Origin of the sequence: Pyrobaculum neutrophilum V24Sta (assembly GCF_000019805.1) — an archaeon.
In the GTDB taxonomy this organism is placed as follows: domain Archaea; phylum Thermoproteota; class Thermoprotei; order Thermoproteales; family Thermoproteaceae; genus Pyrobaculum; species Pyrobaculum neutrophilum.
Map to the genome: position 1 here is coordinate 272,037 of NC_010525.1, position 25,297 is coordinate 297,333.

Genomic DNA, 25,297 nt, shown 5'->3' on the forward strand with positions numbered 1-25,297 from the left:
AAAGCTATGCCCAGGAAGTCCGTCCTAGACTTCGCCAAAGGCCGCGGGGCCTACGTCTGGATAACCGCCTACGACTACCCCACGGCTAAGGCCGTGGACGAGGCGGGGGTAGACGGCATACTAGTCGGCGACAGCCTGGGGATGGTCCTCCTAGGCCTCCCCAACACCCTCGGAGTAACGATGGAGGACATGGTTAGACACACCGAGGCGGTGGCCCGGGCGAGGCCGCGGGCCCTCGTCGTGGCGGACATGCCCTTCATGTCCTACGAGACGGGGCCGGAGGACGCACTGAGAAACGCCGCCCGCCTCGTCAAGGCAGGTGCAGACGCGGTGAAGCTGGAGGGAGGCACCGAATACGCCCCCATAGTGGAAAGGCTGGTCAAGGCTGGCATACCCGTGATGGGCCACATCGGCCTAACTCCCCAGAGGTTTCTCACCATAGGGGGGTTCAAGATGGTAGGCAAGACCGAGGAGCAGAGGCGGAAGATACTAGAAGACGCGAAGGCCCTTAGAGACGCCGGCGTCTTCTCCATCGTCCTAGAGTTCGTGCCCGCGTCTCTCGCCAGGGAGGTGACTCAAGCCGTCGACGTGCCAACCATCTGCATAGGCTCCGGCCCCCACTGCGACGGCCAGATCCTTGTGCTCCACGACGTCGTCGGCCTAACGGAGAGGCCCCCCAGCTTCGCCAAGAAATACGCCGACGTTGCCGCGGCGATAAGAGAGGCCGTGTCTAAATACGCGGAGGAGGTGAGGAAAGGCCTCTTCCCAGCGAGGGAGCACTACAGGGAATGATCCCCCCAACACATCCCCGGTACAGATCCCTACTGGAGAGGGAGAAAATCGTGGAGGGGGCCAGGGAGGGCTACGTCGCCCTCCAGGGCCTGATCGCGCAGGGGAGGGGGGAGTGCTTCGATTACCTAATCGGCGAGGAGACCCAGCCCTTCGCCCAGAGGGCCATAGAGGCGGCCGCCGCCGCCCTCCTAGCCGCGAGGCGCCCGGTAATCAGCGTAAACGGAAACGTAGCCGCCCTAGCCCCCGGCGACGTGGTGCGGCTGGCCAAGGCCGTCCCAGCGCTAATAGAGGTCAACCTCTTCTACCGGACGCGGGAGCGGGAGAAGAAGATAGCCGAGATACTGAGGAGACACGGCGCCGAGGAGGTCCTCGGCGTGGGAGAAGACGCCGCCTGCACAATACCGGAGCTCTTCAGCGAGCGGAGGAGGGTAAGCTGCCGAGGCATATACACCGCCGACGTGGTCCTCGTCCCCCTAGAAGACGGCGATAGGACGGAGGCCCTCAGGAAGATGGGCAAGACCGTAATCGCCATAGACCTCAACCCCCTGAGCAGAACAGCCCGCGCCGCCAGCATCACTATAGTGGACAACGTCACCAGAGCCCTCCCCCGCCTCGTAGAAGCGGTAGAAAACCTCAAAAAAGACCGTAGCCAGATACAGGACATCCTCGCCAGATACAACAACAGCGCCGTGCTGGCGGAGGCCCTACTCCACATAAAAACAAGACTAGAAAAAATAGCCTCAGAGATGCTATAGGCCACCCTCAGCAGTCTGCCCCAAGCCATCGCCCCAGCGGTCGCCGATCCGCACGTGGCCCCGCCCGCGCCTTCGCCGGTTGCGATAGGGCGGGAGGCGCCGTCCCCCGGGGGCGTCGAGATACGAAAAGAACCCGGATCCGCCTCTCGCTACGCGTGAGAGCCTCTGGGGAGACATACAAACGGCGGCCGGCAGATCGCCGCCTAGGGCTGGTGGATGCGCCGTGGGTCCCGGTTTACCACACAGCCCTACCCCAACAAATTCCAGACGTCGGCTGGTTTATGAGAAAAGGCGTCTATGAATTTAAGGGCGGCCGCCGGGATAGAGGCCACTTCGCCTTTCTCCCTCTGCCCTCTTCCGCGCCGGCTAACGTTTATTTCTGACGGCGTTTGCCAGATAGACGCCGGCTACCGCCAAGGCCATCCCCGCCATCTGGAGGCTCGTCAGCGGCTCCTTCAGCACTATCCAGGACAGAGCGCTGGTTATCGCGGGCAGGAGCGGTAGCATGTAGGCAGCGGAGGGCCCCATCGACTTAACCGCCGAGTTCCACGACGCGTAAGCCAGAGCCCCCGGCACTAGTGCTATGTAGACCACCAGCGGGGCGAATTGGAGGGGTATTGCTAGGTTGCTTATCGGCAACGCCAAGGCCATCGCCGCTGTGCCGAGGAGGGAGGACCAGGCCATGGCCTCCACGGGGCTGTACCTCCTGTACAGCCTCCCAACTCTTAGCGTGTAGAGAGACCACGAGATGGCGGAGCCGAGGGCCATGAGCGCACCCAGCGCCTCGCCAGACCCCCTCGGCGCCAGGATCAGATAGGCTCCTAGAACAGACAGCGCGACTCCCAGAGACCTCACGGGCGAGGCCCTCTCGGCTCTTAGGGCGACCCCCACCATATATGTGATGGGGCTCGAAAAGACCACAAAGAGTGAGGCGGTTGCCGCGTCTATGAAGTGGAGCGAGGAGTACAGGAGGGCGTTGAAGAGCGCCACTCCCAACAAGCCTGAGACGGCTAGATCTTTCAACTGCCCCTTGTACCTGGGGAGGCCGGCCATCAAGAAGAGGACCGGCGTCGCTATGGCGAAGCGGACAAGCGTAAGCCCGAGGGGATCCACGCCGGCCGTCCCCAGGGCTCTGCCGACAAGGTAGTTAGTGCTCCACGCCGCCACCGAGAAAAGGCCGTAGCCGACTCCCTTGAGGTCGATGTTGCCCACCACCGCCCCCTATGTTACACCGGCCTTCCCTGGGCCGCCGGGGCGTCCCCAAAGCCGCAACCTTGGGCGAAAAGGCATCCGGAGAACGGGCTCGGCGACCGGCCAAGTCCCCAAGGCCTGTTGGCACATGGGCGGAGGGACTTACGAGTTTAAAAGCGTGGTGGAGCAGAAAAACGCTGAGAAACTGACCGGCCTTGGAGATCAGCCGGCCGCCGAGCCTGTCCGCACGGCCGGTTGTAAACCGCACCCCGCGGCCCCAGTCGCGATTGCGCTGGAGCCCCCAGGTAGACCGAAAGCCGAAAAGGGGGCTACTGGACAAGCGGAACTTTTGCCCTCCTCATGAGCTCTCTAAAGTCGTCGAGGTCAAGCCCGCTTATCTGCTGCGCCCTCCTCAAGTCGCCTGTCTCGATGTAGTACACAAGGGCCGCTCTAAGTCTCGGGGGCAGGCTCTCTATGAACTGCCAGTCCGCGTGCCTCCGCCTGAGGTCCCTAGCCTCTTCTTCAGACTCCATACATATTCCCAATCTCTCCTCCTAAATAAGTGTAGCGTCTCCCGCTCGTATCGCCTGAGCTCTTCCTCTATGTCTCGCACTAGACCTCTTCTCCAGCCCTCGACTAAGACCTCGAAGGCCCGCCATACTGTGACGTTGAGGTTTAATACCTGCGGCGCAAAGTAGGCGCCGCCGTTCTCTGTAAGCACAACATAGCCGTACATAAGCCCGGCGGCTAAACACACCGCCTCTGGGTAATCCACCGCCTTAAGCGGCCTCCTTCTGCTGGCGGCCATGACCTCCCTTGCCCTAGCCTCCACCTCCGACGTCTCGGTGAAGAGGGCGAGGGCCCCCTCGGCGAGCTTCTCCGCCACCCAATCCACGGCCGGCGGGTGTTTTATCTCCCTAAGGACCGACTCCGGTATGTGTACAACGTCGAAGATGCGAAACAGCAGATCTCTGCCTCCGTACCTACTCCAGTCTATTAGGAAGGAGGCGTCCGCTATGGCCTCCATTAGGTGACGCTTGGAATCCTCGCTCTGATCCTCAGCTCGTTGAACTCGTCCACCGTCATGCCTGCTATTCGGGAGGCGACGTATATATCGCCGGTTTCCACGTAGTATTTAAGAGCCGCCCTCAGCTTAGGCGGCTGGCTCTCTATGAACTGCCAGTCCGCGTGCCTCCGCCTGAGGTCCCTAGCCTCCTCGAGGGCCTTTAGGGCCTCCTCCACGTGTTCTCCACCGCGCGTGTCTTTAATTCTTTTGTCTGGAGGGCGAAGTCGTAGCCGTCTACGAGGGCCTTTATGGACGCCATGACTATGTTGCTGGAGACCCCCACCGTCCGCCATATCCTGTCGCCGTTGCCGAACTCCACGGTGACTCTGACGATGCTCTCTGTGCTCTTCACCGAGCTGGGGAGGACCACCCTGTAGTCCCTTAGGGCCACCGGCCTTAGCTCTGGGAAGGACACGGTGAGGGCCCTCCTCAGGGCTACGTCAATGGCGTGGACCGGCCCCACGCCCTCCCCCGCCTCCAGCCTCTCCTCGCCGTCGACCCACACCTTAACTATGGCGTAGGCCGCCTCGCCCGGCCCAGTCACCACCCTCCACTCCACAACCCTGAACCTCTCCCTGTAGAGGCCTAGGTGCCTCATGAGTATGAGAAGGGCGGAGGCGGGGGCTAGGTCGAAGGAGTAGCCCTCCCTCTCCAGCCTCTTTATCTCTTCCAGCGCCTTCCTCACAGCGTCGTGCCGCTTGTCCAGGGGGATCCCCAGCTCCTCGGCAGCCTTCACCACCACGCTCGCGCCCCCGGCCACCTCGGACACCACGAATACCCTCCTGTTGCCCACCAGCGCCGGGTCTATGTGTTCATACGCCCTCGGCACCTTCATGACGGCGTCTGCGTGGACGCCCCCCTTGTGGGCAAAGGCGAACTCGCCTATGTACGGCTGGTAGGGGTTGGGCTGCGCCCCCAGCGCCTCGTAGACAAGCCTAGACACCTCCCTGAGGCGGCTGTACTTCACGGGAGGCGGCTCGTCCCGCAGAACCCTAAACCCCATCTTGAGCTCCAGCGTTGGGAGGACGGCTGTGAGGTCGGCGTTGCCCGTCCGCTCGCCGACTCCGTTGACGGTCCCCTGGACGTGTCTAGCGCCGGCGGCCACGGCCATGAGGGTGTTGGCCACGGCGCAACCGATGTCGTTGTGCATGTGGGCGCCCAGCGCCATGGCGGGGAACCTCCTCCTCACCTCGGCAGTGATTCTGTACACCTCATGCGGCGGGGTGCCGCCGTTTGTGTCGGCGAGGACCACCACCCTGGCGCCGGCTCTCCACGCCGCCTCTATGGAGGCGAGGGCGGCCTCGGGGTCCTCCTGGTACCCCTGGTAGAAGTGCTCGGCGTCGTACACCACCTCCATGCCGTGCTCCCTCAGGTACTCCACGCTCTCCGCGATCATGGACAGGTTCTCCTCCCAGGTGGTCTCCAGCACCTTCTCCACGTGGAGGGTCCAGCTCTTGCCGAATATGACAGCAACAGGCACGTCGGCCTTAACGATGGAGTTGAGGCTCTCGTCGTCTTTCGGCCGCACGTTTTTACGCCTGGTGCTCCCGAAGGCCGCCAGCTTCGCCCGCGTGAGGGAGTACTCCCTCATAGCCTTGAAGAAGTCGTAGTCCTTGGGGTTGGAGTAGGGCCACCCGCCCTCTATATAGTCCACCCCCAGCTCGTCCAGCTTAAGGGCGACCCTTATCTTGTCCTGGAGGGTGAAGGAGACGCTTGCGCCTTGTGAGCCATCTCGGAGGGTCGTGTCTAGAACTTCTACATAATCCCCGGCATAGCTATAGAGAAAAAGTGGGATATATAAACCTTTGGAAAAAGGGGGGGTTACTCCACTGTGGGCACCTCGGCGAGGAACCTCCTATATAGGGCGTAGAAGGCGGCAGTGGTGAACACCACTATCGCCAGAACTAGAAAAGCCAGTATTACGTTGACGGCGGGCATCGGGATGTCCATGTAGAAGTTGGCGAAGAGGTCGGCGGGGAGACCCTTGTCGCCCACGATCACGAGGTTGGGGTAGCGGGCGCCGTCGTTGAGTATCTCACCGAGCGCCACCACGAAGAGGGCCAGGGGGCCGAGGAACTTCACATGCGGCGCGACTGCGCCGGCCTTAGCCGCCCTAAGCGCCGTGTATCCCAGCGCCAGTAGGGCAACCACGGCGGCTAGCTTCACGGCGAAAATGGGCAGGAAGGTGGAGTTGACCGCCTGGTAGAGAAGCGGCGAGTAGACGCCGAGGGAATACCAATACAGTGGCCCGAATAGGAGCTGGGCTGTGAGCAGGCCGAAGCCGAATGTGAGGCCGACCTTCACGCCGCGGGGGTCCTTCTCAAGCGCCATGAGGCTGGCCACCACGAAGCCTCCGGTTGATATGACGGCGGCCACCGTATGTAGGTAGAGCGTCCAGAAGAGCGGATTGCCGTAGGCCATCCAGCCGGGGTTTGCCCCAGTCTGGAGGTAGTAGCCGATGGCCTGTGGATGGTTGATCTCGGCGAATATGGCGCGGAAGCCGAAGGGAATGCCGAAGCCGGATAGAGCCATTATCCACATGACGATGGAGTGGGACCTGGGGGATATCTTGCCCCATGTGTACCAGCTGATGGCGATGGCGGGTATCCTCACCATTATGGAGGCTATCGCTATGGAGATGGGTATAAACAGCGTGTTTGTAGCCAGAGTGGTGACGGCGGTGAAGAAGCCGGCGAGGAAGACCGTAATTATGGTGCCCCACACGCCGCTGAACAGCTCAGACACTATGAGCACCTTGAAGGCCTTCCTGGCGAACAGCTCGGCCCACGCGTCGTTGTTCTTGTACGCGATCCACCTGTACAGAGCCGCGATTATGCCGGTGCCGAGCGTCATCGCGGTGAAGATTATATGTAGCGTGACGGACAGCCCCAGCCCTACGAACCCGACAAATACCGCCTCGTTCATGGGCTCTGCCCGGCGCCCTTCTTCAGAAGTTCTAGGAACTTGTACTCCCTAGTGGCCACCAGATACATGGCGTACAAGCCGCCAAGGTTCACCGCCAGGACCACCAGGTATAGAATAGCCAAGAAGCCGGGGCTTGTGGCGTAGGGCACCGGCGTCACCAGCTCAGAGGGGTAGAGCAGGCCGTATACCGTCCATGGCTTGCGGCCGATCTCTCTCACCGCCCACCCAGCCACAGCCGGGATGACTGTGCCGAGGACCAGCAGGAGGGCCAGTATAAACACCCTCCTCCTCTCGTCTCCAAACAACTTGGCGATGGCTGTGGCTATGGCGGAGAGGCCCGGCACTCTGTAGAAGTAGAAGAAGAGGACGGCGGCCGCCAAACCGCCTATGATGGCGAATGCTACCTTTGTGTAGTACGTGGTGTGGATTAGCGGCATGTAGGCCTCGGCCCTCTGGACGTCGGCGAGGCACAGGTCGGCCAGCTTGACGGAGGCGACTCCGGATAGGTCGATGGACTTGCCCGCCAACTGTAGCGTCGAGGGTAGGCCGAGCGCCTTGGCTAGATCGCCCACAGTCTTGTTGCCGTGGCTGAGGCACGCTTGTTTAAACTGGTCGAAGCCCACGATGGGCTTGTTGGGGTCGCCGTAGGCGATGAGGCCGAGGATGGGGTCGGTGAAGGTCTTCTCGGCGCCCTCCATAAGCGCGAACTTGGTGGGGTTGTACTCCACCACCATCTCGCCCATGAAGTGGGCCACGATCGGAGCCTGGATAACGAACAACACGGCGAAGGCCCCGGCGAGCGGCTTCACAATCTTCAGGTACTTGGCGTCCCCAGTCTTGAAGTACCTATAGGCCCAGCCGGCCGTCGCCACTGCCATGCCTATCAAAATAGCCGCCAGGATGTTGTGGAAAACCGATGCAAGGGCGTATGGGCTGTACATAGCCACCATCGGGTCCTTGAGCACTATGCCCACCTCCTTAGCCACGCCGGGCTTCTCAACTATGAGCGAGATGGGCTGGCCCGTGGCCACGGCTGCGAGCTTCACGGCCACGAGCTTGGGCACGTCCACGGCGGTGGGGCCGTACTCCGGCATGAAGGGATACAGCGCCTTCGCCACGGGGCCTGTGCCCCAGGGCGCCTGCATCCAGCTGTTCACAGCTGTGATCAAGACGCCGGAGAAGTAGGCGAAGGCCGCATACAGGGCGAGGATGGCCATGCTGACCGGCGGCCTCACCCTGCCCAGCGTAACTATAAACAGGACCAGGAAGGCGATCTCGTTGGCGAAGGCTATAAGCTCAAGAGCTAGGGGGGCGAAGGCGAAGGTGGCTATCGCCAAGTTTACGCCGGGCCAGATCTGGACAAGCCCGAACTCCACAAGGGTGCCCGTGATGGCGCCGAGGGCGAAGTTTACGCCGAGGACTGCGGTCATCAAGCGGGCCGCCTTGTAGTAGTCCTTGTCGCCGGTCCTCCACCACTTCCAGAGCATTATGCCGATCGCCACCGGCAGGCCAAAAGTCAGCGATATAAACACGCCGTGGAAATATATCCCCAACGCGCTTACATGTAGAAGCGGGTTTGGATCCGGCATGTATAAAGAAATGAACGGTTTTTTTAAGTTTTTCCAGGAAAATGTTCAGCGAACTCGGCAGTCTTCACCACTCTGGACAACCTACTCATCACAACAGAAGTGAGCATATGTGCCTTATGAACAGTTGTAGAACATCCTGGCATCAAGAAACGGCATCTCCCTTTTCCGTGGACGCTGGCAAAGGGCTTGAACAATGCCGTATGCCTACGGCGGTGGGGGGCACCCCGGGAGGCTGGCTTTGCTCCCCACGCCTGAGACATCTTGCGCGCAGATAGGGACGTGGGCGATGGGCCTCAATACGCGTGGCGACAAATACGGCCTGGATAGACGGTAAGACTTAGCGAGATCTATGCCCTGTCGCCTAAGGCTTTTCTGTTTTCCATAGCCGCGTGTCGCACGGCCACGCGTCGCGGCGGGCATCTATATAAATCCGGCGTCTCATGGTGGCGTGCAGGTGGTTGAGTCGGGCGAGTTCGCGGTTGGCAAGCCCCCGGAGGAGGTGGTTAAGGTCCTTAGCGACCCGGCGGCAGTGGCCCGCCTTATCCCGGGCGTTGGCGAGGTGAGGGAGGCAGGGGGGGAGTATGTGGGGGAGGCGGCCGTGAGGTTGGGCCACCTTTCTGGCAAGATGAAGGCGAGGTTTAGATATGCCGAGGTGAGGAGAGATGGTGTTGTCGTCGTGGGGAGGGCGGAGGGGATGCAGACCACGGCGGATTTCAAAATCGCAGTGGACGTCCAGCCAGGCGGGGGCGGGGGGTCGCTGGTGAGGTGGCGCTTCGAGGGCAGTGCGAGGGGGCTCGCCGCCTCCCTCGCGCCCTCCCTCGTCAGAGATGCGCTGAGGAGGATCGCCGCCGAGACGGCTAAGAACCTGGCGGCGGTCCTCTCGTAGCCATTTATAAACCTCCTCTTCTTGCGGAACGTGAGCGTCGATTGGATCTCCAAGCTCCGAGAGATCGTGGTGGAGTCTCTCGAGAGGAGCTGGCTCCCCTTTCCCGTCGAGGGGGACATCTGCGAGGGCTGGAAGAGGGGGCTGGAGGTGGGGGGTGGACGCTCCACAGTCCTCTACACCTCCTGTATGTACCACCTAGCTCCCGTGGTGGAGAAGGCCGTGGAGGCCCTGGAGAAGTACGGCGCGGCGAGGGGCGGCGTTAGGAGCTCCCTCGCGGCTTTTGCGGCTAGGGCCTTTGGGGGCCTCCTCCTGAAGCCGGAGAGGGAGGAGGTGGAGAGGGCTGACGCGGTGGTGAGGAAGATATATGGGCTCTTGAGGAGGAGCGGGGTGGAGTTCGGCCTCCTTGACAGGGAGGTCTACTCGGGGGCCCTCCTCTACGAGCTGGGGCTGGTGGACGACTTCGCCGCCTATGCGAAAAAGGTGGCGCAGTACTTCAGGGAGCGGGGGGTGAGGAGGGTCATCACCGTGGACCCCCACACCCACCACCTCCTGGAGAAGGTCTACCCCCAGTATGTGGACTTCGACGTGGAGGTGGTGAGCTACATCGACCTCGTGAAGCCGGTCGGGGTCACGCAGAGGGGGTTCGCCATACACGACTCGTGCCTCTACGCGAGGTTTCTCGGGAGGTACGACGCCGTTAGGAAGCTGCTGGCCGCCGGCGAGCCCGTGGAGGACCCCTATGTGACTGGGAGGGAGACGGCCCAGTGCTGCGGGGGGCCTATCGAGTCGCTTTTTCCGGAGGTGGCGCGGAAGATAGCGGAGGCGAGGGTTAGGGACCTCTCCCGCCTGTCCAACAAGGTGGTGGTCCAGTGCCCCATCTGCTACATAAACCTGAGGAGGGCCTCCGGCGGGCGGATAGAGCTGTACCACCTAGCTGAGGTGCTGGAGTGATGGAGCCCAGGGCGGAGGCTACGAGGTGTGTACACTGCGGCTTCTGCGAGATGGTGTGCCCCACCTACCGGCTGTACCGGATGAGGCACTACGGCCCCCGGGGCCGCCTGCACATAATCGCCAACTCCGACGGGCTCCTCTCGGGGGAGGCCTACAGGTCTGTCATGACCTGTCTAGCCTGCGGCGCGTGCGACACGCAGTGCCCCGCCGGGATAAAGATAGCGGAGGTGATCCGCGGCTTCAAGGCCGAGCTGGTGAAGAGGGCGTTGAGGTAGCGCCGTGGAGGCTTGGCGGAGGAAAGCCGCCGTCTTGGAGAAGCTCGCCGCTCTACTGGAAGACGTGGGGAAAGCAAGGCGCGACCACCACGCGAGGAGGCCGCCGAGGCCCTGCGGAATCACCGTCCACACCGGGGTTGGGTGCCCCCTGGCCTGCGCCTACTGCTACATCTACGACATGGGCTTCCCCGGCTCCGTCAAGCCGTACCCCCTCACGCCTCTGGAGATGGCCTACGCCATAGCGGCGAACCCCCACGTCGCCGTGGGGGAGCTGGGCACTCTAGTAGCCGTGGGCTCAGTCACAGAGCCCTTCCTCCCAGAGACAAGGGAGCTGGCGCTCGGCTACATCGCGGCCTTCGTGGAGCACCTAGGCAACCCCGTCCAGGTGGCGACGAAGTACCCCCCTCCCCCCGAGCTGGCCAAGTACAGGGCGGACGTCTTAATCAGCGTGACCGACGTGGAGGGGAGGCTGGAGCCGAAGGCGCCTAAGCCCGTTGAGAGGATCAGAGGAGCCGGGGAGCTCGTCAAGAGGGGCGGCTCGGCCACCCTCTTCGTGAGGCCTGTGGTGCCGGGGGTCACCGACCGCGGCCTAGAGCGGCTTCTGGCCTTGGCGTGGGACGCAGGAATTAGGCGCGTGGTTTTCGGCACGCTACGGGCCACGCCGGCTATAGCCGCCAGGCTCAGATCCTTCGGCGTAGACATCACGCCGTATGTACGCAGGCTGGAGGAGGGGAGGCAGATCCCAATCAGGTACCCCAAGGGGAGGCTGGCTGAGGCCGCGAGGAGGTGGGGCTTCGAGGTGCTCCCCGCCTCCTGCGCCTCCAACGTCCTCGCCCACGGCCAGAAATGCGCCCTGTGTAGCTGGGGCCCATGCGGCGGCGTCCTGGAGGTAGACGTGGAAGACGTGCGAGACTTCCTAGAGCACAGGGGCTACAGGGGGGCCGACCCCCACTTCGACGGCCGGCGGGTCGCGGTTAAGGTCAAGCTTAGGCGGGAAGACAAGATCTTCCTAGAGCAAGCCCTCAGAGTGCCGGTGGTCAGCCAGGGGAAAGCACGTCACCAGTCATAAACGGGTCGCCTCATCACAACTAGCTGGTTAGAGCTTTTCGTACTCCCTCCCTAGGAGGAGCAGTATGTCCATCTCCTGGGCCTTTCTGCGTAGGTACTCGGCGACGTCTTGGCTTGCGAACTCGACGGCGAGGACCCTCATGTAGGTCTTTCGGCCGGTGAACCTCTCCGCCGCCCTCTCCGCCTCAAGCAGTTTTCCAACCTCCCTCTCCGCCTCCTCTATGCTCCTCACGGCAACCGTCACCTCGCCTACGACCAACGGGTCGTAGCATATCAGATCCACCTCCTTAAAGCCGTCGATAGGCAACGTCACGTTAACTCTGACGTCGCACTCCACCCCCCTCTCCCTAAGCAGTAGGCCAACGACCCTCGCCGTGTAGTACTCAAAGCCGCCCCCCAAAGCCCTCCGGATGTCGTCGAGGGCGCTCATGAGCCACCTAAACTTGTTCTCCGCCTCCTCCCACCTCCTCTCCTCCATTTCAACGAACTTGTTGAAGTCTTCCCTCAGCCTCTTCAGCTCCAGCTCGATGGCCTCAAACCTCCTATACGCCTCCTCCCACCGCTTGTTGTTTTCTTCCCATCTCCTGTTGTTCTCCTCCCATCTCCTCTCGTTTTCCGCCCACCTCTCCGCCTGCTCTTTGGTAAACCTGTTGAAGTCCTCTCTCAGCTTCCTAAGCTCCTCCAAGACCGCGCCTAGCCCGATCAAGCCGGCGACTGCCAGCCTAAACTCCTCATCGCTCCTCAGCAGATCCAGCACCACCCTCTTCAAGACGTCGCGGTCAACAGACATCACACTTTGGCGTTGGCTCACGAATATAAATCGTTTTCCCCACCCTCAACAGCACCGCGCCTGAGGGCGCCCTGGGGGCAGCTTGCCCGAGGCGCCCAGGCCAAGCACCCGGCCCCAGACGGCTGGCTTCGCCCCCCAACTCCTAGAAGAGTAGTGTAGGCAACGAGTGAAGTGCGGTGAAGGGGTTGCCGTCGCGTAGGATTGCGCTGGCACGCGGCGGGAGATCTCAACGGGCCCTCTCCGCCCTCGGCTGGGACATCTCCAGCGTGTAGAGGGCCGCCGGGGGCGGTCGGTGGGGCGTACTCGGCGAGTAAAGCACTGCGCTTTCGACGCAGGCGGTTTGTAGATGTGTGCATTTACCGACGTGGTGGGGGCGTCTCACGAGGCGCCTCGGCATGGTTAGAGGCGGGCCGTGCGCCGCCGGCCAAAACCCCAACTGGGGTATCTTGCTGTGGGGACGTGGGCGAGGGGCTTGGGCGTGGTGGCGAGGTACATACTGCTATGGGGGCTCCCCCTGCTTCTGGTATATGCGCCTTAGTAGGTCTAGGTAGCGCCTTACGATGCCCCTCCCCTTGTCGGTGATCTTCGCTACGGCTCTGACTCCCCTCTCGGTGATAGCCCTCCTGTACTCTATGTAGCCCTCCTCGGCTAGGATCTGGAGATGTTCGTGGAGGGTGCTCTTGGGGAGGTCGAGGGCCCTCTGGAGGTCGGAGAAGGTTATGTAGCCGTCTACCACGTACAGAGCGATCAGTATTCCCAGCCTCACGCCGCTGGAGAGCGCCCTTGTCCCCAGGAGCCTCATCAGCTCGTCGAACTCGGTCATTCCATCGCGTCGAGGAGGGACTTAACGCCGGCGTAGACCCAAATAATTCCGATGACGTAGTAGAGCGCCACGACGTATACGCCGAGTGGGAGAAGCGCCGAGAAGGATATGAGGGCTAGGTGGTCGTACCACCTGGGCTCCGTGGCGTTGCTCCGGAAGAGGAGATACGTGAGGAGGGCTACGCTGGCGGCGTATGCGGCTGCGGTTGCGAAGGCCAGCGTTTTTATGAACGCCATGGCGAAGAGCAGGACGGCGAAGTAGGCTAGCATCATGATCGACCACGCGATCCCCCCCTTGCGGCGCCTCGATGGGAGTCTCATGGCCTTGAAGAAGGTCGCGAAGATCCTCCCCGTGAGGACAATGTAGGGGACGGCGGCGGAGAGCGCAACTGCGGATTCGGGAGCTCCAGCGACTAGTTTCTCCACGACATAGTAGAGAACCACCACGGCCATTGGGTAGGTGCCCCACGCCGCATAGTAAAGCCCCAACGCCTTCCTCAGCTCCCTTCTGAGGATCTTCCTCGACACCGCCAGGCTCTCCTCCAGAATTGCTCTTGTGGCATCCACCTCTCCAGGTGGAGCTCTATTTATAAGCGCCTTGCCTGTTCATAATTCTGAACTTCCGAGAGCTGTTTATATCGCCTTGTTCTCACTACACATGATCGAGATTAGGGGCGTGAAGGTGAGGGCGGGGACCTTCGAGGTCCTCGCGGAGGGGGCCGAGGTGGTGGGAAAGGCGGTGCTACTGGGGCCCAACGGCTCTGGGAAAACCACCTTGTTGAGGGCTGTAAGCGGGGTGATCCCCTACGAGGGTAGCATCAAGATCGACGGCGTTGAGGTGGACTCCGCCAGGGGGCTCCACACAGTTTCGTCGAATCTCCCCGAGATATACCGCATTGCCTACGACGTGGCGGGGCTCCTGGAGGTGTTTGAGGACTTGAAGGGCGTTGACCGGGGCGAGTTCGAGGCCCTCATGGGGCGGCTGGGGCTGGGGCGCGAGGTCATGAGGAGGCCGGTGCACGCCCTCTCGGCCGGCCAGTGGTCTCTTGTGAGGCTCGCCCTCGCCCTGTCCTCTAGGCCGAAGACCATCTTGGTGGACGAGCCCTTCGAGAACGTGGATCCCGCGAGGAGGAGCGTCGTGTTGAAGCTTCTGGTGGAGCGCGGGGAGTCTGGAATCGTCGCCACCCACGACCTCGACGCCCTCAAGGCCATGAGGGGCTGGGACGCCTACTTCATGCTGGAGGGCAGACTCTACGGCCCCGTCTCAGTCGACGATCTGCTGGCCTCGGGGCTGGTCAGAGGGAGGGCCGGCGGCGCTCTCCTAACGCTTAAGGTGGGCGGCGTGGAGTACTCGGTAGTCAAGGGCGCCGGGGTTAAGTTCGGCGAGATGGGCACGGTGAACAGGATCTACGGCCTGGCGGAGTAGCCATGGGCCTCGCCAGATATCTAGTGGTCAGGACGTTGAAGAACAGGTGGGTGTTGCTGTGGGGAGGTCTCTGGTCTCTCTTCTGGGTGGCGATGGGCGCGTTTATCTTCACCAAGGGCATCGCCAAGTCGCCCTACGCCGCTCAGTACGCCAGGTCCTATGTCGCAGGCTGGCTCGACAGCGTTGTGATCACGGTGGTCGCCGCTGTGTCCGTAGCCCTGTTGTACTCCATGATCTACAGCACTGCGGCTGTGCCCTATCTGCTCCGCTTCGGGAGACTGAGGCCGTTGAAATACGTGGCCTCATACTACGGCGCGATGTTTACCACAAGCCTCATCTTGGTGGCGGCGGTTGGGACGGCCAACTGGTTGCTCATGTGGCGCGGCTTAAAAGACAGCGGGATCTCGGTCTCTTTAGCCGACGTAGCTCCAAAGGACGCGCTGGCTCTGCTCCATACGGCCGGGGCGGTGGCGGTGTTTACCGCGTTTGCGGCGGCTCTTCTCTTCCTCCTATCTCTCCTCGCGTTGAAGGCTGTTAAGGCGGCCAGTTGGCTCCCCTTCACCCCGCTGATCTTCAACATGCTCTTCTACTATAGCTATCTCTATGTGGAGCACAGCCCTCTATCTCTTGCGGCCAACCCATTCACGGCGGCCCAGGCCCTTATTATCACGGCATACGCCGGGCTAGAAAGGCCGTACGCCGCCATCACGAGCTCAAACGCCTTAGATGTGCCCGCCTGGGCGCTGGCTGTGAGCATCTCGGGGTGGGCCGCCGCGTTGAGCCTAGCCGCGGCGCTTTTGGTCTCGAAGGTGAGATACGCCCCTCCCGATCTGTTGAGAGAAGGGATCTGACCCTCCGCCGCCTGGCTGCCTAGTCGCTAGGTAGAGGCCGATATTCCCACCCTCTTTTTCATGCCCCTCTCTATCTCAGGGTCGGCTATAGCGTTGACGAGCGCCATGAGGAGCCGCCTAACAGCCACCGCCAGAGCGGCACCGCGTCGACTCTAAGGCCGCCCCGCGCGATATGGCCCTCTAGGTCCCAGGTGATCAACAGCGGTCTTCCCCCAACGGCGGCCGCGGCCTCGGAGAGGGCATCAAGCTCTCTTCTGTCGACCTCATCGGGCGCCGAGGCGTAGGTCACCTGAATCAAGAGGGGCGGCTCGCCCTCCACCACGAAGTCCACCTCCCTCCTCCCCCTGTAGTAGTAGAACTTCGCGCCCCTCCGGAGGAGCTCCACGGCCACCGCCGCCTCCATCTTTCTGCCGATCTGCCCCTCGGGTATGTAGCCGGGGTCCACTGGGTAGATCTTGTGGGGCTGCGTCAGCGGCGTCTTGCCGGGCCCCCACTTGGGGACGGCCACCACGTAGAAGGCCTCCTCGAGGTACTTTAGGTAGTTGGCCAGCGTCTTCTTGCTCTTCTCCAGCCCCAGGGAGGCCAGCCTCCTGTGGGCTGAGGATATCGAGAAGACGTTGCAGAAGCTGGACTCCACCATGGAGAGAAAGACCTCGAACCCCCTGGCGTCTCTGACCCTGTGTCTCTCCACGACGTCGCGGTAGACCACCGTGTCGCGGTACGTCCTCAAGAGCTCCCGCGCCAGCTGAGGCCTTAAGACGGCCTCGGGGTAGCCGCCCCGCTCCAGGTAGTCCCTCAGCGCGCCCAGTAGCCTGCCTCGGGAGGCCGGGGCGTGCCCCGCCGACGCCGGTATCCCCACGGCCCTCAGATACTCCCTAAAGGAGAAGGGCAGTAGGAGGCGGGATAGATACCTCCCCCTCAGCTCCGTCGGCACCTCCCTGGCGCCTAGTTTCGACGTCGAGCCGGCCACCGCCACCAGATAGCCCCTATCCAGCAGAGATCTGACCCACCTCCCCCAGTGGGGGACGTTCTGCACCTCGTCTAGGAGCAGGAGCTGGAAGCCCCCTCGCTCCGCCAAGATCTTCAGAAACGCGCTGAAGTCCCCCGGCCTCAAGCCCACGAATCTCACGTCTTCGAAGTTGATGTAGAGCGCCCCCCCGCGTCTCGCCGCCAGCTGGTACAGGAGATATGTCTTACCCGCCCGCCTCGGCCCCACCACCGCCGTGGCCAAGCCCGCCTCTAGAGGAAGCTCCAGCTCCCTCTCCACCATGGGGGGAGGCCTCCAGCTGAGCCACTCCTCCACCACCTCTCTAAAGACGCGCTCCACGTAGTAATATACACCCTAAAATTTGTTTCTCGTGAGAAACAGATATAGCGGAGAACTGTTTCCTATAGGAAACAGAACACGCCGATGTGTATAAGCAGAGGCGCCCAAACCCGCCGCACCTTAAAAGCTCACCTTAGGCGTTCGCCAGGACGAGGCTGAGAGCCGTCCGGCGTTTTCTGTATCACCCCCGCCGATCTGCCTCACGAGCGTCTTCCACAGCCGCCGTCTCGCGTGAGGCGCGGCTTTAAGGGGGGCGCCGGGGCTGGCTCCGATGCTCCTTTGCGGCCCCCTTTTTAGCCTAGGCTAAGTTTTTATAGGGAGGACGGCTCTTAACCTGTGAGAGGTCTTCTCAGGCTGATAGGGCCGGCCACCATCGTGAGCGTGGCCTACATAGACCCAGGCAACTGGGGGGCCAACATAGCGGCCGGTAGCCGCTTCGGCCTTGACCTCCTCTGGGTCGTGTGGCTAAGCGGAGCCATGGCGATATACTTCCAGTACCTCGCCGGCCTCCTGGGGATAAAGGAGGGGGGCCTCCTCGAGCTTTTTGAGACAAGGCTAAAGAGGTTCAAGCCGGCGCTGGCCCCGCCCCTCGTCGCCGTTGTCCTAGCCACAGACATGGCCGAGTACATGGGCCTCATCATTGCGCTTCACATACTCCTGGGCCTCGGCTTCGCCGAGGCGGCCCTCCTCGGCTTCGTAGACGTGGCTCTTCTGGCCCTCATCGCCGACCGCCGCGGCCTCTATTCGGCCGTAATCGGCGGCATGGTGGCGGCGGTCGGGCTGAGCTTCCTGGCGGAGCTGGCCATCGTCGGCGTGAACTGGGGCGAGGTTCTGAAACACAGCGTCACGCCCCAGCTGGACAACGGGGCGGGGGTCGTGGCGGCGGCCATACTGGGCGCCACGGTGATGCCCCACGCCCTCATCCTCCACTCCCACCTCGCCAAGGGCCTCCCCAGGAGGTGGCACAGAGACCAGACCGTGGCCAACCTGGCGGGCGCCTCGCTGATAAACGCGGCGATACAGATAACGGCGGCGGCCGCCCTAGGGGGAAGAGAGGTGGACCTAGCCGCCGTCCCCAACGTGCTGGCCCCCCTCTACGGCCCGGCGTCTGCGGTCCTCTTCTCCACAGCCCTACTCCTGTCCTCCCTCTCCGCCTCCGCCGTCTCCGCGGAAGCCGGCGCCCTAGCCGCCAGATACATAACGGGCAGGAGGCTCGAGAAGTGGCAGACGAGGCTAGCCGCGAGGGCCGTCAACGCCCTGCCCGCCGCCGCGGCGCTCGCCGCAGGAGCCAGCCCCCTAGACCTCCTAGTGTACAGCCAGTACGCCCTCTCCCTAACCCTACCCCTCTACCTCGCCCTAATAACCGCCTGGACCTGGAAACACCTAGCCCCCGCCGGGAGAGCCGCCGCGCTGGCCGCCACAGCCGCGGCGATCGCTCTCGACCTCTACTCCCTTTAACACCTCCCCAAGCCTCCTAAGCGCCTCAGACAGAGCCTCGATCCTCCTCACCACCACGGGGCTCACCACGTGCTCAAGCTTCTCCGCCTCCTCCTCAGCCACCTCAGGCGGCACGCCGATCAGCTTGAAAAACTCGGCGAGAGCCGCGTGGACCCTATTCATCTCCTCAACCCTCCTCCGCCCCTCCTCAGTCAACCGCACGCCCCCCGCCCCCTATACACCACCAGACCCTCCGCCTCAAGCTCCCTCACCACCTTAAGCGCGCTACTCGGCTTAACCCCCAACATCCCCGCCACCCTAGAGAGGCTCGCCCCCTCGCCCAAGATGTATATCGCCTCCAGGTAGTGCTCCCGCCTAACACGGAGAGGGCCGTGGCCCCTCACGCCCAAAAACAAACCACCTAGGTTAAAAATCTACACCGCTGGGCTATGACAAGCGCCGGTCTCGGGCTCCTCTTCTTCCCCAAGACTTCGAGGGCAACCTCTTCGCAACGGCCTCCAGTGGATACCCCCACGCAGAGGTATACCCTCTCGGGGTTGCAAACCTGGGCCAGCACCTGGCCCACCTCCCCCAGCCTATCCCCCATCATGAATATGACCACGGTGTCGGCCTTAACCTCCCTCAAGACGTCCGCCGAGAAGTGGGGATAGGAGAGGAGGGCTACGTGTCTAAGACTTTCGCCGTCTGTAAGCTCAATCTGGAAGAGGGCGGCCGCGGCCGTAAAAGAGCTGACGCCGGGTACAACCTCGCAGGGCACCCCCCTCTCCTTCGCCGTTTTACATATCTTGACCCCCCTCCCAAATATCGTCGGATCGCCGTTTTTCAAAATCACCACGGTGCTCCGCCGCGCCTCCTCAATCAGGGCGTCCACAGCGGCGTCGTGCTCCACCCTCCTATGGCCTATCTTTACAACACGCGCCCTCCCCGCGATCTTCACCACCTCCTCCGGCACGAGATCGCCGTATGCCACCACGTCAGCCTGCTCAAGTAGCTCCCTAGCCCTCACCGTCAAGAGCTTGGGGTCGCCTGGGCCAGCCCCCACTACGTAGAGCGGCATAGCGCCCTCAACACGCTGTAGGTGTAGGGATGTATGTGGAGATACTGCGCATGCATGTTGCCCTTCACAACGCCGTCTATACCGCCGCCAATTCCAACCCCCCTCTCCAGCCTAATGGCCGTCTCCACTCTCTCCCTCAACACGATCTTGGAGTAGTGGAACTCGTGCCCCACGAGCTTGGTCCCCACCGGCGCGACGGGGGTCCTCCCCTCCACAACCCCCCAGGCGTACCCCTTCCCCACCGGCCTCTTCAACATGACCGTGACGGCGTCTACGGCGCCCACCATCTCGTACTCAGACCCCCCAACCACGATGGAGGAGGTGAGGTACATAAGGCCGCCGCATTCGGCGTACAGCTTGCCGCCCCGCTCGACGTATCTCAAGAGGGCGGATCTAAAGGCTCTGTTTCTCTCCAGCTCCTCGGCGGAGGTCTCGGGGAACCCCCCGCCTACGAAGACCACGTCCACCGGGGGCAGCTCCTGCATATTTAGCGAGTCTAGAAACACCACCTCCCCCAGCGACTTAGCCTCCTCGAAGACCTCGGGGTAGTAGAAGGTGAAGGCCCTATCGAAGACGATGCCGACTCTACACGTCCCCCGCGGCGTCTCGCCCCCCTCGTCGGCGTCATAGGGCAGATCGCCCGCCGATTTCGCCAAGGCCACGACGGCGTCTAGGTCTATGTTGGGGAGGACGTATTTCACGAGAGCTTCCACTATGTTGGGGACATCGCCTCTCTCGCCCACCGGCGTGAGGCCGAGGTGTCTGTAGGAGAAGACCTCCGCCAGCTTCTCGCTCTTTGGCACAGCCCCCAGCACCTCCACCCCCTCCTCGGGAAGGGACTTCTTCAGCTTCTCCGCCTGGCTCCTCGTCACGTTTGTCAAAATAACGCCGGGTATCTTGACCTCTGGGTCAAACTGCCTCAGCCCCCTCACCACGGCTCTAAGAGTTCTGTTTACCCTCTCCCCATTTAGCACAAGCACCACGGGGGCCTTAAGAAGCTTAGCGACCTGCGCCGTGGAGCCCAGCTCAGAAACGCCGTCGAAGGAGTCGTAGAGACCCAACACGCCCTCCACAACGGCTACGTCCGCCCCCCTTGAAAATTTCACAAAACGCTCCACCACCCCCCTCTCTCCCATCAAAACCACGTCGAGGTTTCTGCTGGGCCTCCCAGCAACCGCCGCGTGGTAGCTAGGATCGATGTAGTCGGGCCCCACCTTGAAGGGGGCAACTCTAAGCCCCTGCCTAAAGAGGCCATATATCAATGCAAGAGAGATAATAGTCTTCCCAGACATACCTCTGAAAGATGAGATGACTACGCGCGGGATCACATAAACTCCGAGGACTTCTATTATAAGAATTTGTTACACTGACTGCAGTAACAACAGTTTCATAAATTTGTGTAATAATATTTTTATTTAAAATAAAGAGAGTTTGTCATGTCATATAACATAGAATCAATAATGCTTTATATATCATATGTAACATTCACAATATTTATAATAGGCATCATACATAAATGGAGTCGTTGGGCCTCTATGCCTATTCATCTCAGATGGGAGCTATATCCAGTTTCACATGAAAAAAAAGCTGAATACGGCGGTAGCTACCTAGAAGAAGTCGACTGGGCTAAAAAAACACGCGAAGTTACAAAAATAGGAGAGCTAAAAGAAATGTTAGAAGAAATGCTCTTTATAAAAAGAATATACCTAATGAATAAGAGACTATGGTTTTTATCATGGTTTTTCCATTTCGGAATATACTTAATATTAGTGTGGTTCCTTGCGCTTTTCCTCAGTGCGATAACTATGTCGCTAGGTGTGCAAATACCTTCAAGCAACCCCTGGGCGTACTTCTTATACTATGCCACGTTGATAACCGGCGGTCTAGGCGCCATAATGACAATAATAGGTGGCATAGGGCTTCTCATTAGAAGACTGTCAGATCCCGTGCTGAGAGACTATACAACTTGGCCCGATTATTTAAACACAGTCCTAGTGTTAATAACTGTAGCCACAGGCCTAGCCGCTTGGATTTACGACCCCGCCTTTGACTTAGCTAGAAAGTTTATGCTAAGCCTAGTTACATTTTCACAACCCCCGCCCCTACCCACTATAACAACGGTGAATATAGCACTAATACAACTACTTCTCATATATATACCGTTTTCTAAAATAACACACTTCATAGGAAAATACTTCACATATCACAAAATTCTTTGGGACGATGAGCCTAACACAGGCCAGTTAGACGGCAGAATAAGTGAACTTTTAAGACTCCCATTGAGGTGGTCGGCGCCTCACATAAGGTCAGGAGAAACATGGGAGAAAAACGCAGCAGGGCTATGAGCCGTAAGGAAGTAGTTAAGATTAACGATATAAGCAAACCGGTCAAAAGGCTAGTTCAACTAAAGCTAGGAGATCTAATGCCCCTCCCGCCGCCCTACGACAAGCCAAGCTCAGAGCCCCCCTTAACAACGCCAAAGCCAGAGTGGGAAGAAACCTATGTAACAGAGCTCGACGGCTATATCGCTATAGATCTGCCGTGGAAGCCGAAGACTAAAGAAGAAGAGGAGAGACTTATACAGAAGTTTCTCGAAGGGCTGAAAAAGCTGACTTCTAGAGAGAGCAACTGGACGTTTCTCCAACCGCTACTCTTATCACTAGAATACTGTGCAAAATGTCAAAACTGTGCAGAGGCATGCCCCATATATATAGCCAGCGGCAGGAAAGACATCTATAGGCCGACATATAGAGCAGAGGTTCTGCGGAGGATATACAATAAGTACATAGCTAAAAAACCCGGAGGAGATATAGAACTAAATATATTCACCTTGATGAGACTTGCTGAACTGGCATATAGATGTACCTTATGTAGACGTTGTGTCCAAGTGTGTCCGCTTGGCATAGACAACGGCTTGATCGCAAGAGAGATAAGAAAATTATTCTCCCAAGAACTTGGCATAGCTCCGAAAAATCTCCACGAAAAAGGCACAGTACAACACCTAAAAGTAGGCTCATCAACAGGAATGACTCCCAAGGCGTTGTTAAAAATGGTAAAATACTTAGAAGACTTCATATACGAAAAAACCGGCAAGAGGATAAAAATACCCGTTGACCAGAAAGGTGCAGACATATTATTAATCCACAACGCCGGCGAATTTCTATCCTGGCCTGAGAACGTCGCTGCCTTCGCCATAATATTCGAAGAGGCGGGCTTAAGCTGGACGTTAAGTAGCGAGCCTCTGGGATACGACGTAGTTAACTACGGCGCATGGTATGACGACGTACAGTTAGCTAGAATAGCTCTAAAACACATAGAAATCGCCCGCAAGCTTGAAGTTAAGAAGATAGTAATAGGAGAGTGTGGACACGCCGCTAAAGTTCTCGTTGTGGTTGCAGACAGAATACTCACAGACGAGAACAGAATACCGCGGGAAAGCGCTCTGCCGCTGTTGAGAGATATCGTCATGAGCAACAAGCTGAACTTAGACCCCTCGAAAAACAACTTTCCTGTGACTCTACACGACCCATGTAACATGGTGAGGCTTTCAGGTATTGTAGAGCCGCAGAGAGAGATCTTAAGGAAAATAGCACCTATGTTTAGAGAGATGGAGCCACATGGCGTGTATAACTATTGTTGTGGCGGTGGGAGTGGGTTTGCGATAATGCAGTCGTTAAACTTCCCCGAATGGAGAAATAAAGTTGCCAGCAGGATGAAGTTTAAACAGATACTAGAAGCGTTCAAAGATGTATTAGATCCAAAAATACCGAAGTATGTATGTGCGCCTTGTTCCAATTGTAAAGGCGCTATCAGAGACGTATTAGCTCACTACAGAGCCACCGAGCTCTATAATATCCATTACGGAGGCTTAGTAGAACTAATAGTAAACGCCATGGTTGACTTAAAAGAGCCCTATCTAGACTTTCTTAAAGAAAAGAAATCTTAGCTTTTTTGAATCTCCAAAAATTCTCTCACCGCCAATTTCAACTTACACATTTCAAGTCCACAGTTACTATACCTACATGTACAAATCTCCGTGCCATTCCTTTTTACATACACCATATGCGGCGTCATTACTAACGTAATACCCAAAATGCCCGAGAGCGCCTTTAAAAATTTAGCTACAACACTATTTTCACAATGTAGAAGACTCCATACAAACAAATCGTAAATATCTTTTGGAGTTGTACCACCGTCTATAATAAGTGAGAGAAGTGTTTTTGCATCTCTCAAATCCATAGGAGGAGAGCCAAAACCCAGCTTTCTAAAGAATAGATACACATACTTGTCGTAGTCTTTTACAACTTTTAGAAAAGCTAACAACCCGCCAACTGTTGTCGAACATTTTTTACCTCTCCCCGCCTCTTTACAGACTAGATAGTTACGTCTTTCTAAGACTTTGATATTTTTATAGAGGAAGGAGGGGTACAGTCCAAGTTTCCGCATTATTTGATATGGCGTTACACCCGGCTCCCCCCTAAGCTCCTCGCTAAGTACAGTGTCTAAAATTTTAATTGTAAAATGGTCGGGAGCTTCATATGCCATAATGCCGCTAAATAATAGAGCTACAAATATCTTATTCTTATGTTGCTTGTTGAGAAAGATAAAAAAGTATTCGTTGTGTACAAAATGTATACTAAATTACAAGTGCTCTATATACTAGATCCATCAGCCCGCCATATGTTATATTACGTCCATACATTTTGTTAAGATCGCCAATTATACCATTTAAAGTACCTTTACACATCGAACACGGTCTTACGACGTGTTGTGCGCCTGCGTTAATGACGCACTCGTACCACAGCCTTCCGTACTGGAGCCTCAGAGGCTTCATCTCGTCCGCAAGCATGCCTGCCTGGCCGCCGCAACACCAGTTGAGCTGGCGGTTCTGCGGACACTCGACCCACCTCTTTACTACGCGGCTTATAATAAACCGCGGCTCCTCGTAGAGGTCGCCGCCTCTGCTATACTGACATGGGTCCTGGTACATATACACTTTATCTCCGTTGGCCTCAGGATCCAGCTTTATTTTGCCCTCCTTAATAGCCTTGACAACGAGATGGTGTATATGGTAGACCTTGATGCCATCCTTCTCAAGCCTCGGAGCCACTACGTTTTTAAACGCCCTCCAGCCGTGTCCGCACTCGCCGAATATCGCATATTTTGCTCCGAGCTCTTTCGCGGCGTTGTAGTATATGTTGCCGATGTACTCCATGTGTTTCTCGTGAGTCCATAGCCCGAAGTTCGCCACCTCAGTACATCCGGTGTGGACGGCAAATCTTATTTTTACAGCGTTTAGAAATGTGAGATAGCCTTTGAGAGTCTCTGTGTTGAGGAAGAGATCTGCAGAGGAGGGGAAAAGGATCGCTTCGGGCCACTCGGGGCTGTCTCTAGGTATTTCGCCCACTGCGTTTTTGCCGACAAACTTTATCATCTTCTTCTGGTCGTGGCGGTATACATAGTAAGTAACCTCGACGCCTTTCTCGGCCTTTATCTCTTCTGCGAAGTAGTTCAATATATTAACTGCAGCCGCCGGCGTTATCCTCATAGCATTGCCGCTAGTCTCGTGGGCGTCTATCGTCATAGCCGCAAATCTGTTTACCATCCCAATTTCATACAACACGCCACGGACAAACCTAGTGATATCCGCTTGATCGATGCCGAAGGGACAGACATAGCCGCACCTCCTACAAGTGAGACACTGCCAGTAGTAGGTGTAGATCTCCTCAAGGTCGGCGTCTGTAACAGAGCCTTTCTTCAATACACGTCTAATGAGCTCAGCACGTCCCACAGGCGAGTTCTTCACATCTTTGGTGGTTAAATAGGTGGGACAAGCGTCTATACATGCGCCGCAGTGTACACATGTATCTACGGCGATTTTGATATTTCTATTCTTCCTATACTCCTCCCTAAGTCTACTCAGGAAGTATGTGTGCTTATCCTCAGGGATTTTAAGCCCGATGCGTTCGTGGAGCTTCTTAACTAAAGACTCCGGGGCTTTAAGAGGCTTGATAGCTGAGGTATCTCCCAGCTTGAACTCTGCCGCATGCATAATTGAGACCACCTAT

At 58.8% G+C, this 25,297-nt stretch carries 28 protein-coding genes; 11 read left to right on the forward strand and 17 right to left on the reverse strand.

Going from position 1 to position 25,297, the window contains the following annotated elements; genetic code table 11:
- Positions 1-6 precede the first annotated feature (6 nt).
- Positions 7-792: a 3-methyl-2-oxobutanoate hydroxymethyltransferase gene (panB, locus tag TNEU_RS01565; protein ID WP_012349686.1), complete on the forward strand. Its 786-nt coding sequence runs from the start codon at positions 7-9 to the stop codon at positions 790-792.
- On the forward strand, positions 789-1,547 hold the full coding sequence (locus TNEU_RS01570; protein ID WP_012349687.1) for a 4-phosphopantoate--beta-alanine ligase: 759 nt from the start codon (positions 789-791) through the stop codon (positions 1,545-1,547). Before panB ends, TNEU_RS01570 begins: the two co-directional genes overlap by 4 nt.
- Before the next feature lie 366 nt (positions 1,548-1,913).
- Here the strand turns inward: TNEU_RS01570 and TNEU_RS01575 are convergent, their stop codons facing one another.
- The 7 genes from TNEU_RS01575 to TNEU_RS01605 all read right to left on the reverse strand — a co-directional run bounded on the left by TNEU_RS01575 (position 1,914) and on the right by TNEU_RS01605 (position 8,318).
- Positions 1,914-2,762, reverse strand: a complete 849-nt coding sequence (locus TNEU_RS01575; protein ID WP_148682269.1) for a DMT family transporter — start codon at positions 2,760-2,762, stop codon at positions 1,914-1,916.
- Between the two features lie 305 nt (positions 2,763-3,067).
- A complete protein-coding gene (locus tag TNEU_RS01580; RefSeq protein ID WP_012349689.1) occupies positions 3,068-3,271 on the reverse strand; it encodes a hypothetical protein in 204 nt (67 codons plus the stop codon).
- Positions 3,211-3,765, reverse strand: coding sequence for a PIN domain-containing protein (locus TNEU_RS01585; protein ID WP_012349690.1), 555 nt, complete (start codon positions 3,763-3,765; stop codon positions 3,211-3,213). The genes TNEU_RS01580 and TNEU_RS01585 overlap by 61 nt, the downstream gene beginning before the upstream one ends.
- Positions 3,765-3,980, reverse strand: a complete 216-nt coding sequence (locus TNEU_RS01590) for a hypothetical protein (RefSeq protein ID WP_012349691.1) — start codon at positions 3,978-3,980, stop codon at positions 3,765-3,767. The genes TNEU_RS01585 and TNEU_RS01590 overlap by 1 nt, the downstream gene beginning before the upstream one ends.
- Positions 3,965-5,599, reverse strand: a complete 1,635-nt coding sequence (gene cimA, locus TNEU_RS01595) for a citramalate synthase (RefSeq protein WP_012349692.1) — start codon at positions 5,597-5,599, stop codon at positions 3,965-3,967. The genes TNEU_RS01590 and cimA overlap by 16 nt, the downstream gene beginning before the upstream one ends.
- A 26-nt stretch (positions 5,600-5,625) precedes the next feature.
- Positions 5,626-6,729 carry a cytochrome ubiquinol oxidase subunit I gene (locus TNEU_RS01600; protein WP_012349693.1) on the reverse strand — a complete coding sequence of 368 codons (1,104 nt, stop codon included), beginning with the start codon at positions 6,727-6,729 and terminating at the stop codon, positions 5,626-5,628.
- Positions 6,726-8,318 carry a cytochrome ubiquinol oxidase subunit I gene (locus TNEU_RS01605; protein WP_012349694.1) on the reverse strand — a complete coding sequence of 531 codons (1,593 nt, stop codon included), beginning with the start codon at positions 8,316-8,318 and terminating at the stop codon, positions 6,726-6,728. The genes TNEU_RS01600 and TNEU_RS01605 overlap by 4 nt, the downstream gene beginning before the upstream one ends.
- Positions 8,319-8,766: 448 nt before the next feature.
- Here TNEU_RS01605 and TNEU_RS01610 point away from each other — a divergent pair, with 448 nt between their 5' ends.
- From TNEU_RS01610 to TNEU_RS01625, 4 genes are read left to right on the forward strand one after another with little or no spacing between them, the layout of a single operon-like run.
- The gene (locus TNEU_RS01610) at positions 8,767-9,204 is read left to right on the forward strand and encodes an SRPBCC domain-containing protein (RefSeq protein ID WP_148682270.1); all 438 of its coding nucleotides are present in this window, start codon (positions 8,767-8,769) and stop codon (positions 9,202-9,204) included.
- 30 nt (positions 9,205-9,234) lie between these two features.
- The gene (locus TNEU_RS01615; protein ID WP_012349696.1) at positions 9,235-10,155 is read left to right on the forward strand and encodes a heterodisulfide reductase-related iron-sulfur binding cluster; all 921 of its coding nucleotides are present in this window, start codon (positions 9,235-9,237) and stop codon (positions 10,153-10,155) included.
- Entirely contained in the window at positions 10,155-10,430 is a 276-nt protein-coding gene (locus TNEU_RS01620; RefSeq protein WP_012349697.1) for a 4Fe-4S dicluster domain-containing protein, read from the forward strand. Before TNEU_RS01615 ends, TNEU_RS01620 begins: the two co-directional genes overlap by 1 nt.
- 4 nt (positions 10,431-10,434) lie before the next feature.
- Positions 10,435-11,499, forward strand: coding sequence for a radical SAM family protein (locus TNEU_RS01625; protein ID WP_012349698.1), 1,065 nt, complete (start codon positions 10,435-10,437; stop codon positions 11,497-11,499).
- Between the two features lie 27 nt (positions 11,500-11,526).
- On the opposite strand, the gene TNEU_RS01630 is transcribed toward TNEU_RS01625, so the two are convergent.
- The 3 genes from TNEU_RS01630 to TNEU_RS01640 all read right to left on the reverse strand — a co-directional run bounded on the left by TNEU_RS01630 (position 11,527) and on the right by TNEU_RS01640 (position 13,677).
- The gene (locus TNEU_RS01630; RefSeq protein WP_012349699.1) at positions 11,527-12,288 is read right to left on the reverse strand and encodes a hypothetical protein; all 762 of its coding nucleotides are present in this window, start codon (positions 12,286-12,288) and stop codon (positions 11,527-11,529) included.
- 499 nt (positions 12,289-12,787) lie between these two features.
- A complete protein-coding gene (locus TNEU_RS01635; RefSeq protein ID WP_012349700.1) occupies positions 12,788-13,111 on the reverse strand; it encodes a transcriptional regulator in 324 nt (107 codons plus the stop codon).
- Complete coding sequence (locus TNEU_RS01640; protein ID WP_012349701.1) at positions 13,108-13,677, reverse strand: hypothetical protein; 570 nt, start codon at positions 13,675-13,677, stop codon at positions 13,108-13,110. The genes TNEU_RS01635 and TNEU_RS01640 overlap by 4 nt, the downstream gene beginning before the upstream one ends.
- 91 nt (positions 13,678-13,768) lie before the next feature.
- Between TNEU_RS01640 and TNEU_RS01645 the strand changes: the two genes are divergently transcribed.
- Together TNEU_RS01645 and TNEU_RS01650 are read left to right on the forward strand one after the other, a co-directional pair.
- The gene (locus tag TNEU_RS01645; protein WP_012349702.1) at positions 13,769-14,536 is read left to right on the forward strand and encodes an ATP-binding cassette domain-containing protein; all 768 of its coding nucleotides are present in this window, start codon (positions 13,769-13,771) and stop codon (positions 14,534-14,536) included.
- Positions 14,537-14,538: 2 nt separating this feature from the next.
- The gene (locus TNEU_RS01650; RefSeq protein ID WP_012349703.1) at positions 14,539-15,387 is read left to right on the forward strand and encodes a hypothetical protein; all 849 of its coding nucleotides are present in this window, start codon (positions 14,539-14,541) and stop codon (positions 15,385-15,387) included.
- An 85-nt stretch (positions 15,388-15,472) separates the two neighbouring features.
- Here the strand turns inward: TNEU_RS01650 and TNEU_RS01655 are convergent, their stop codons facing one another.
- Entirely contained in the window at positions 15,473-16,714 is a 1,242-nt protein-coding gene (locus TNEU_RS01655) for an ATP-binding protein (RefSeq protein WP_012349704.1), read from the reverse strand.
- A gap of 336 nt (positions 16,715-17,050) precedes the next feature.
- Here TNEU_RS01655 and TNEU_RS01660 point away from each other — a divergent pair, with 336 nt between their 5' ends.
- On the forward strand, positions 17,051-18,172 hold the full coding sequence (locus TNEU_RS01660) for an Nramp family divalent metal transporter (protein ID WP_012349705.1): 1,122 nt from the start codon (positions 17,051-17,053) through the stop codon (positions 18,170-18,172).
- Here TNEU_RS01660 and TNEU_RS01665 read toward each other — a convergent pair.
- From TNEU_RS01665 to TNEU_RS01675, 4 genes are read right to left on the reverse strand one after another with little or no spacing between them, the layout of a single operon-like run.
- Positions 18,098-18,373 carry an iron dependent repressor, metal binding and dimerization domain protein gene (locus tag TNEU_RS01665; protein WP_245521968.1) on the reverse strand — a complete coding sequence of 92 codons (276 nt, stop codon included), beginning with the start codon at positions 18,371-18,373 and terminating at the stop codon, positions 18,098-18,100. The two genes, TNEU_RS01660 and TNEU_RS01665, sit on opposite strands and share 75 nt — an antisense overlap.
- Positions 18,364-18,555, reverse strand: coding sequence for a helix-turn-helix domain-containing protein (locus tag TNEU_RS10385; protein WP_012349706.1), 192 nt, complete (start codon positions 18,553-18,555; stop codon positions 18,364-18,366). The genes TNEU_RS01665 and TNEU_RS10385 overlap by 10 nt, the downstream gene beginning before the upstream one ends.
- A 17-nt stretch (positions 18,556-18,572) precedes the next feature.
- Positions 18,573-19,229: an SAM-dependent methyltransferase gene (locus TNEU_RS01670; protein WP_012349707.1), complete on the reverse strand. Its 657-nt coding sequence runs from the start codon at positions 19,227-19,229 to the stop codon at positions 18,573-18,575.
- A complete protein-coding gene (locus tag TNEU_RS01675) occupies positions 19,214-20,557 on the reverse strand; it encodes a cobyrinic acid a,c-diamide synthase CobB (RefSeq protein ID WP_012349708.1) in 1,344 nt (447 codons plus the stop codon). The genes TNEU_RS01670 and TNEU_RS01675 overlap by 16 nt, the downstream gene beginning before the upstream one ends.
- Before the next feature lie 108 nt (positions 20,558-20,665).
- On the opposite strand from TNEU_RS01675, the gene TNEU_RS01680 reads away from it, so the two are divergent.
- Together TNEU_RS01680 and TNEU_RS01685 are read left to right on the forward strand one after the other, a co-directional pair.
- Positions 20,666-21,574 carry a respiratory nitrate reductase subunit gamma gene (locus TNEU_RS01680; RefSeq protein ID WP_012349709.1) on the forward strand — a complete coding sequence of 303 codons (909 nt, stop codon included), beginning with the start codon at positions 20,666-20,668 and terminating at the stop codon, positions 21,572-21,574.
- Positions 21,571-23,175, forward strand: coding sequence for a (Fe-S)-binding protein (locus TNEU_RS01685; RefSeq protein WP_012349710.1), 1,605 nt, complete (start codon positions 21,571-21,573; stop codon positions 23,173-23,175). Before TNEU_RS01680 ends, TNEU_RS01685 begins: the two co-directional genes overlap by 4 nt.
- On the opposite strand, the gene TNEU_RS01690 is transcribed toward TNEU_RS01685, so the two are convergent.
- Positions 23,172-23,774 carry a hypothetical protein gene (locus TNEU_RS01690; protein WP_012349711.1) on the reverse strand — a complete coding sequence of 201 codons (603 nt, stop codon included), beginning with the start codon at positions 23,772-23,774 and terminating at the stop codon, positions 23,172-23,174. The two genes, TNEU_RS01685 and TNEU_RS01690, sit on opposite strands and share 4 nt — an antisense overlap.
- Positions 23,775-23,865: 91 nt before the next feature.
- On the reverse strand, positions 23,866-25,281 hold the full coding sequence (locus TNEU_RS01695) for a (Fe-S)-binding protein (protein WP_012349712.1): 1,416 nt from the start codon (positions 25,279-25,281) through the stop codon (positions 23,866-23,868).
- Positions 25,282-25,297 lie beyond the last annotated feature (16 nt).

What these genes read in the sequence shown, in the direction of transcription:
- TNEU_RS01605 (WP_012349694.1), bottom strand. Translation starts at nt 8,318, where the DNA reads ATGCCGGATCCAAACCCGCTTCTACATGTAAGCGCGTTGGGGATATAT.
- TNEU_RS01620 (WP_012349697.1), top strand. Translation starts at nt 10,155, where the DNA reads ATGGAGCCCAGGGCGGAGGCTACGAGGTGTGTACACTGCGGCTTCTGC.
- TNEU_RS01650 (WP_012349703.1), top strand. Translation starts at nt 14,539, where the DNA reads ATGGGCCTCGCCAGATATCTAGTGGTCAGGACGTTGAAGAACAGGTGG.
- TNEU_RS01600 (WP_012349693.1), bottom strand. Translation starts at nt 6,729, where the DNA reads ATGAACGAGGCGGTATTTGTCGGGTTCGTAGGGCTGGGGCTGTCCGTC.
- TNEU_RS01685 (WP_012349710.1), top strand. Translation starts at nt 21,571, where the DNA reads ATGAGCCGTAAGGAAGTAGTTAAGATTAACGATATAAGCAAACCGGTC.
- TNEU_RS01695 (WP_012349712.1), bottom strand. Translation starts at nt 25,281, where the DNA reads ATGCATGCGGCAGAGTTCAAGCTGGGAGATACCTCAGCTATCAAGCCT.
- TNEU_RS01645 (WP_012349702.1), top strand. Translation starts at nt 13,769, where the DNA reads ATGATCGAGATTAGGGGCGTGAAGGTGAGGGCGGGGACCTTCGAGGTC.
- TNEU_RS01690 (WP_012349711.1), bottom strand. Translation starts at nt 23,774, where the DNA reads ATGGCATATGAAGCTCCCGACCATTTTACAATTAAAATTTTAGACACT.
- TNEU_RS01580 (WP_012349689.1), bottom strand. Translation starts at nt 3,271, where the DNA reads ATGGAGTCTGAAGAAGAGGCTAGGGACCTCAGGCGGAGGCACGCGGAC.
- TNEU_RS01585 (WP_012349690.1), bottom strand. Translation starts at nt 3,765, where the DNA reads ATGGAGGCCATAGCGGACGCCTCCTTCCTAATAGACTGGAGTAGGTAC.
- panB (WP_012349686.1), top strand. Translation starts at nt 7, where the DNA reads ATGCCCAGGAAGTCCGTCCTAGACTTCGCCAAAGGCCGCGGGGCCTAC.
- TNEU_RS01630 (WP_012349699.1), bottom strand. Translation starts at nt 12,288, where the DNA reads ATGTCTGTTGACCGCGACGTCTTGAAGAGGGTGGTGCTGGATCTGCTG.
- TNEU_RS01670 (WP_012349707.1), bottom strand. Translation starts at nt 19,229, where the DNA reads ATGCCGCTCTACGTAGTGGGGGCTGGCCCAGGCGACCCCAAGCTCTTG.
- TNEU_RS01635 (WP_012349700.1), bottom strand. Translation starts at nt 13,111, where the DNA reads ATGACCGAGTTCGACGAGCTGATGAGGCTCCTGGGGACAAGGGCGCTC.
- TNEU_RS01680 (WP_012349709.1), top strand. Translation starts at nt 20,666, where the DNA reads ATGTCATATAACATAGAATCAATAATGCTTTATATATCATATGTAACA.
- TNEU_RS01570 (WP_012349687.1), top strand. Translation starts at nt 789, where the DNA reads ATGATCCCCCCAACACATCCCCGGTACAGATCCCTACTGGAGAGGGAG.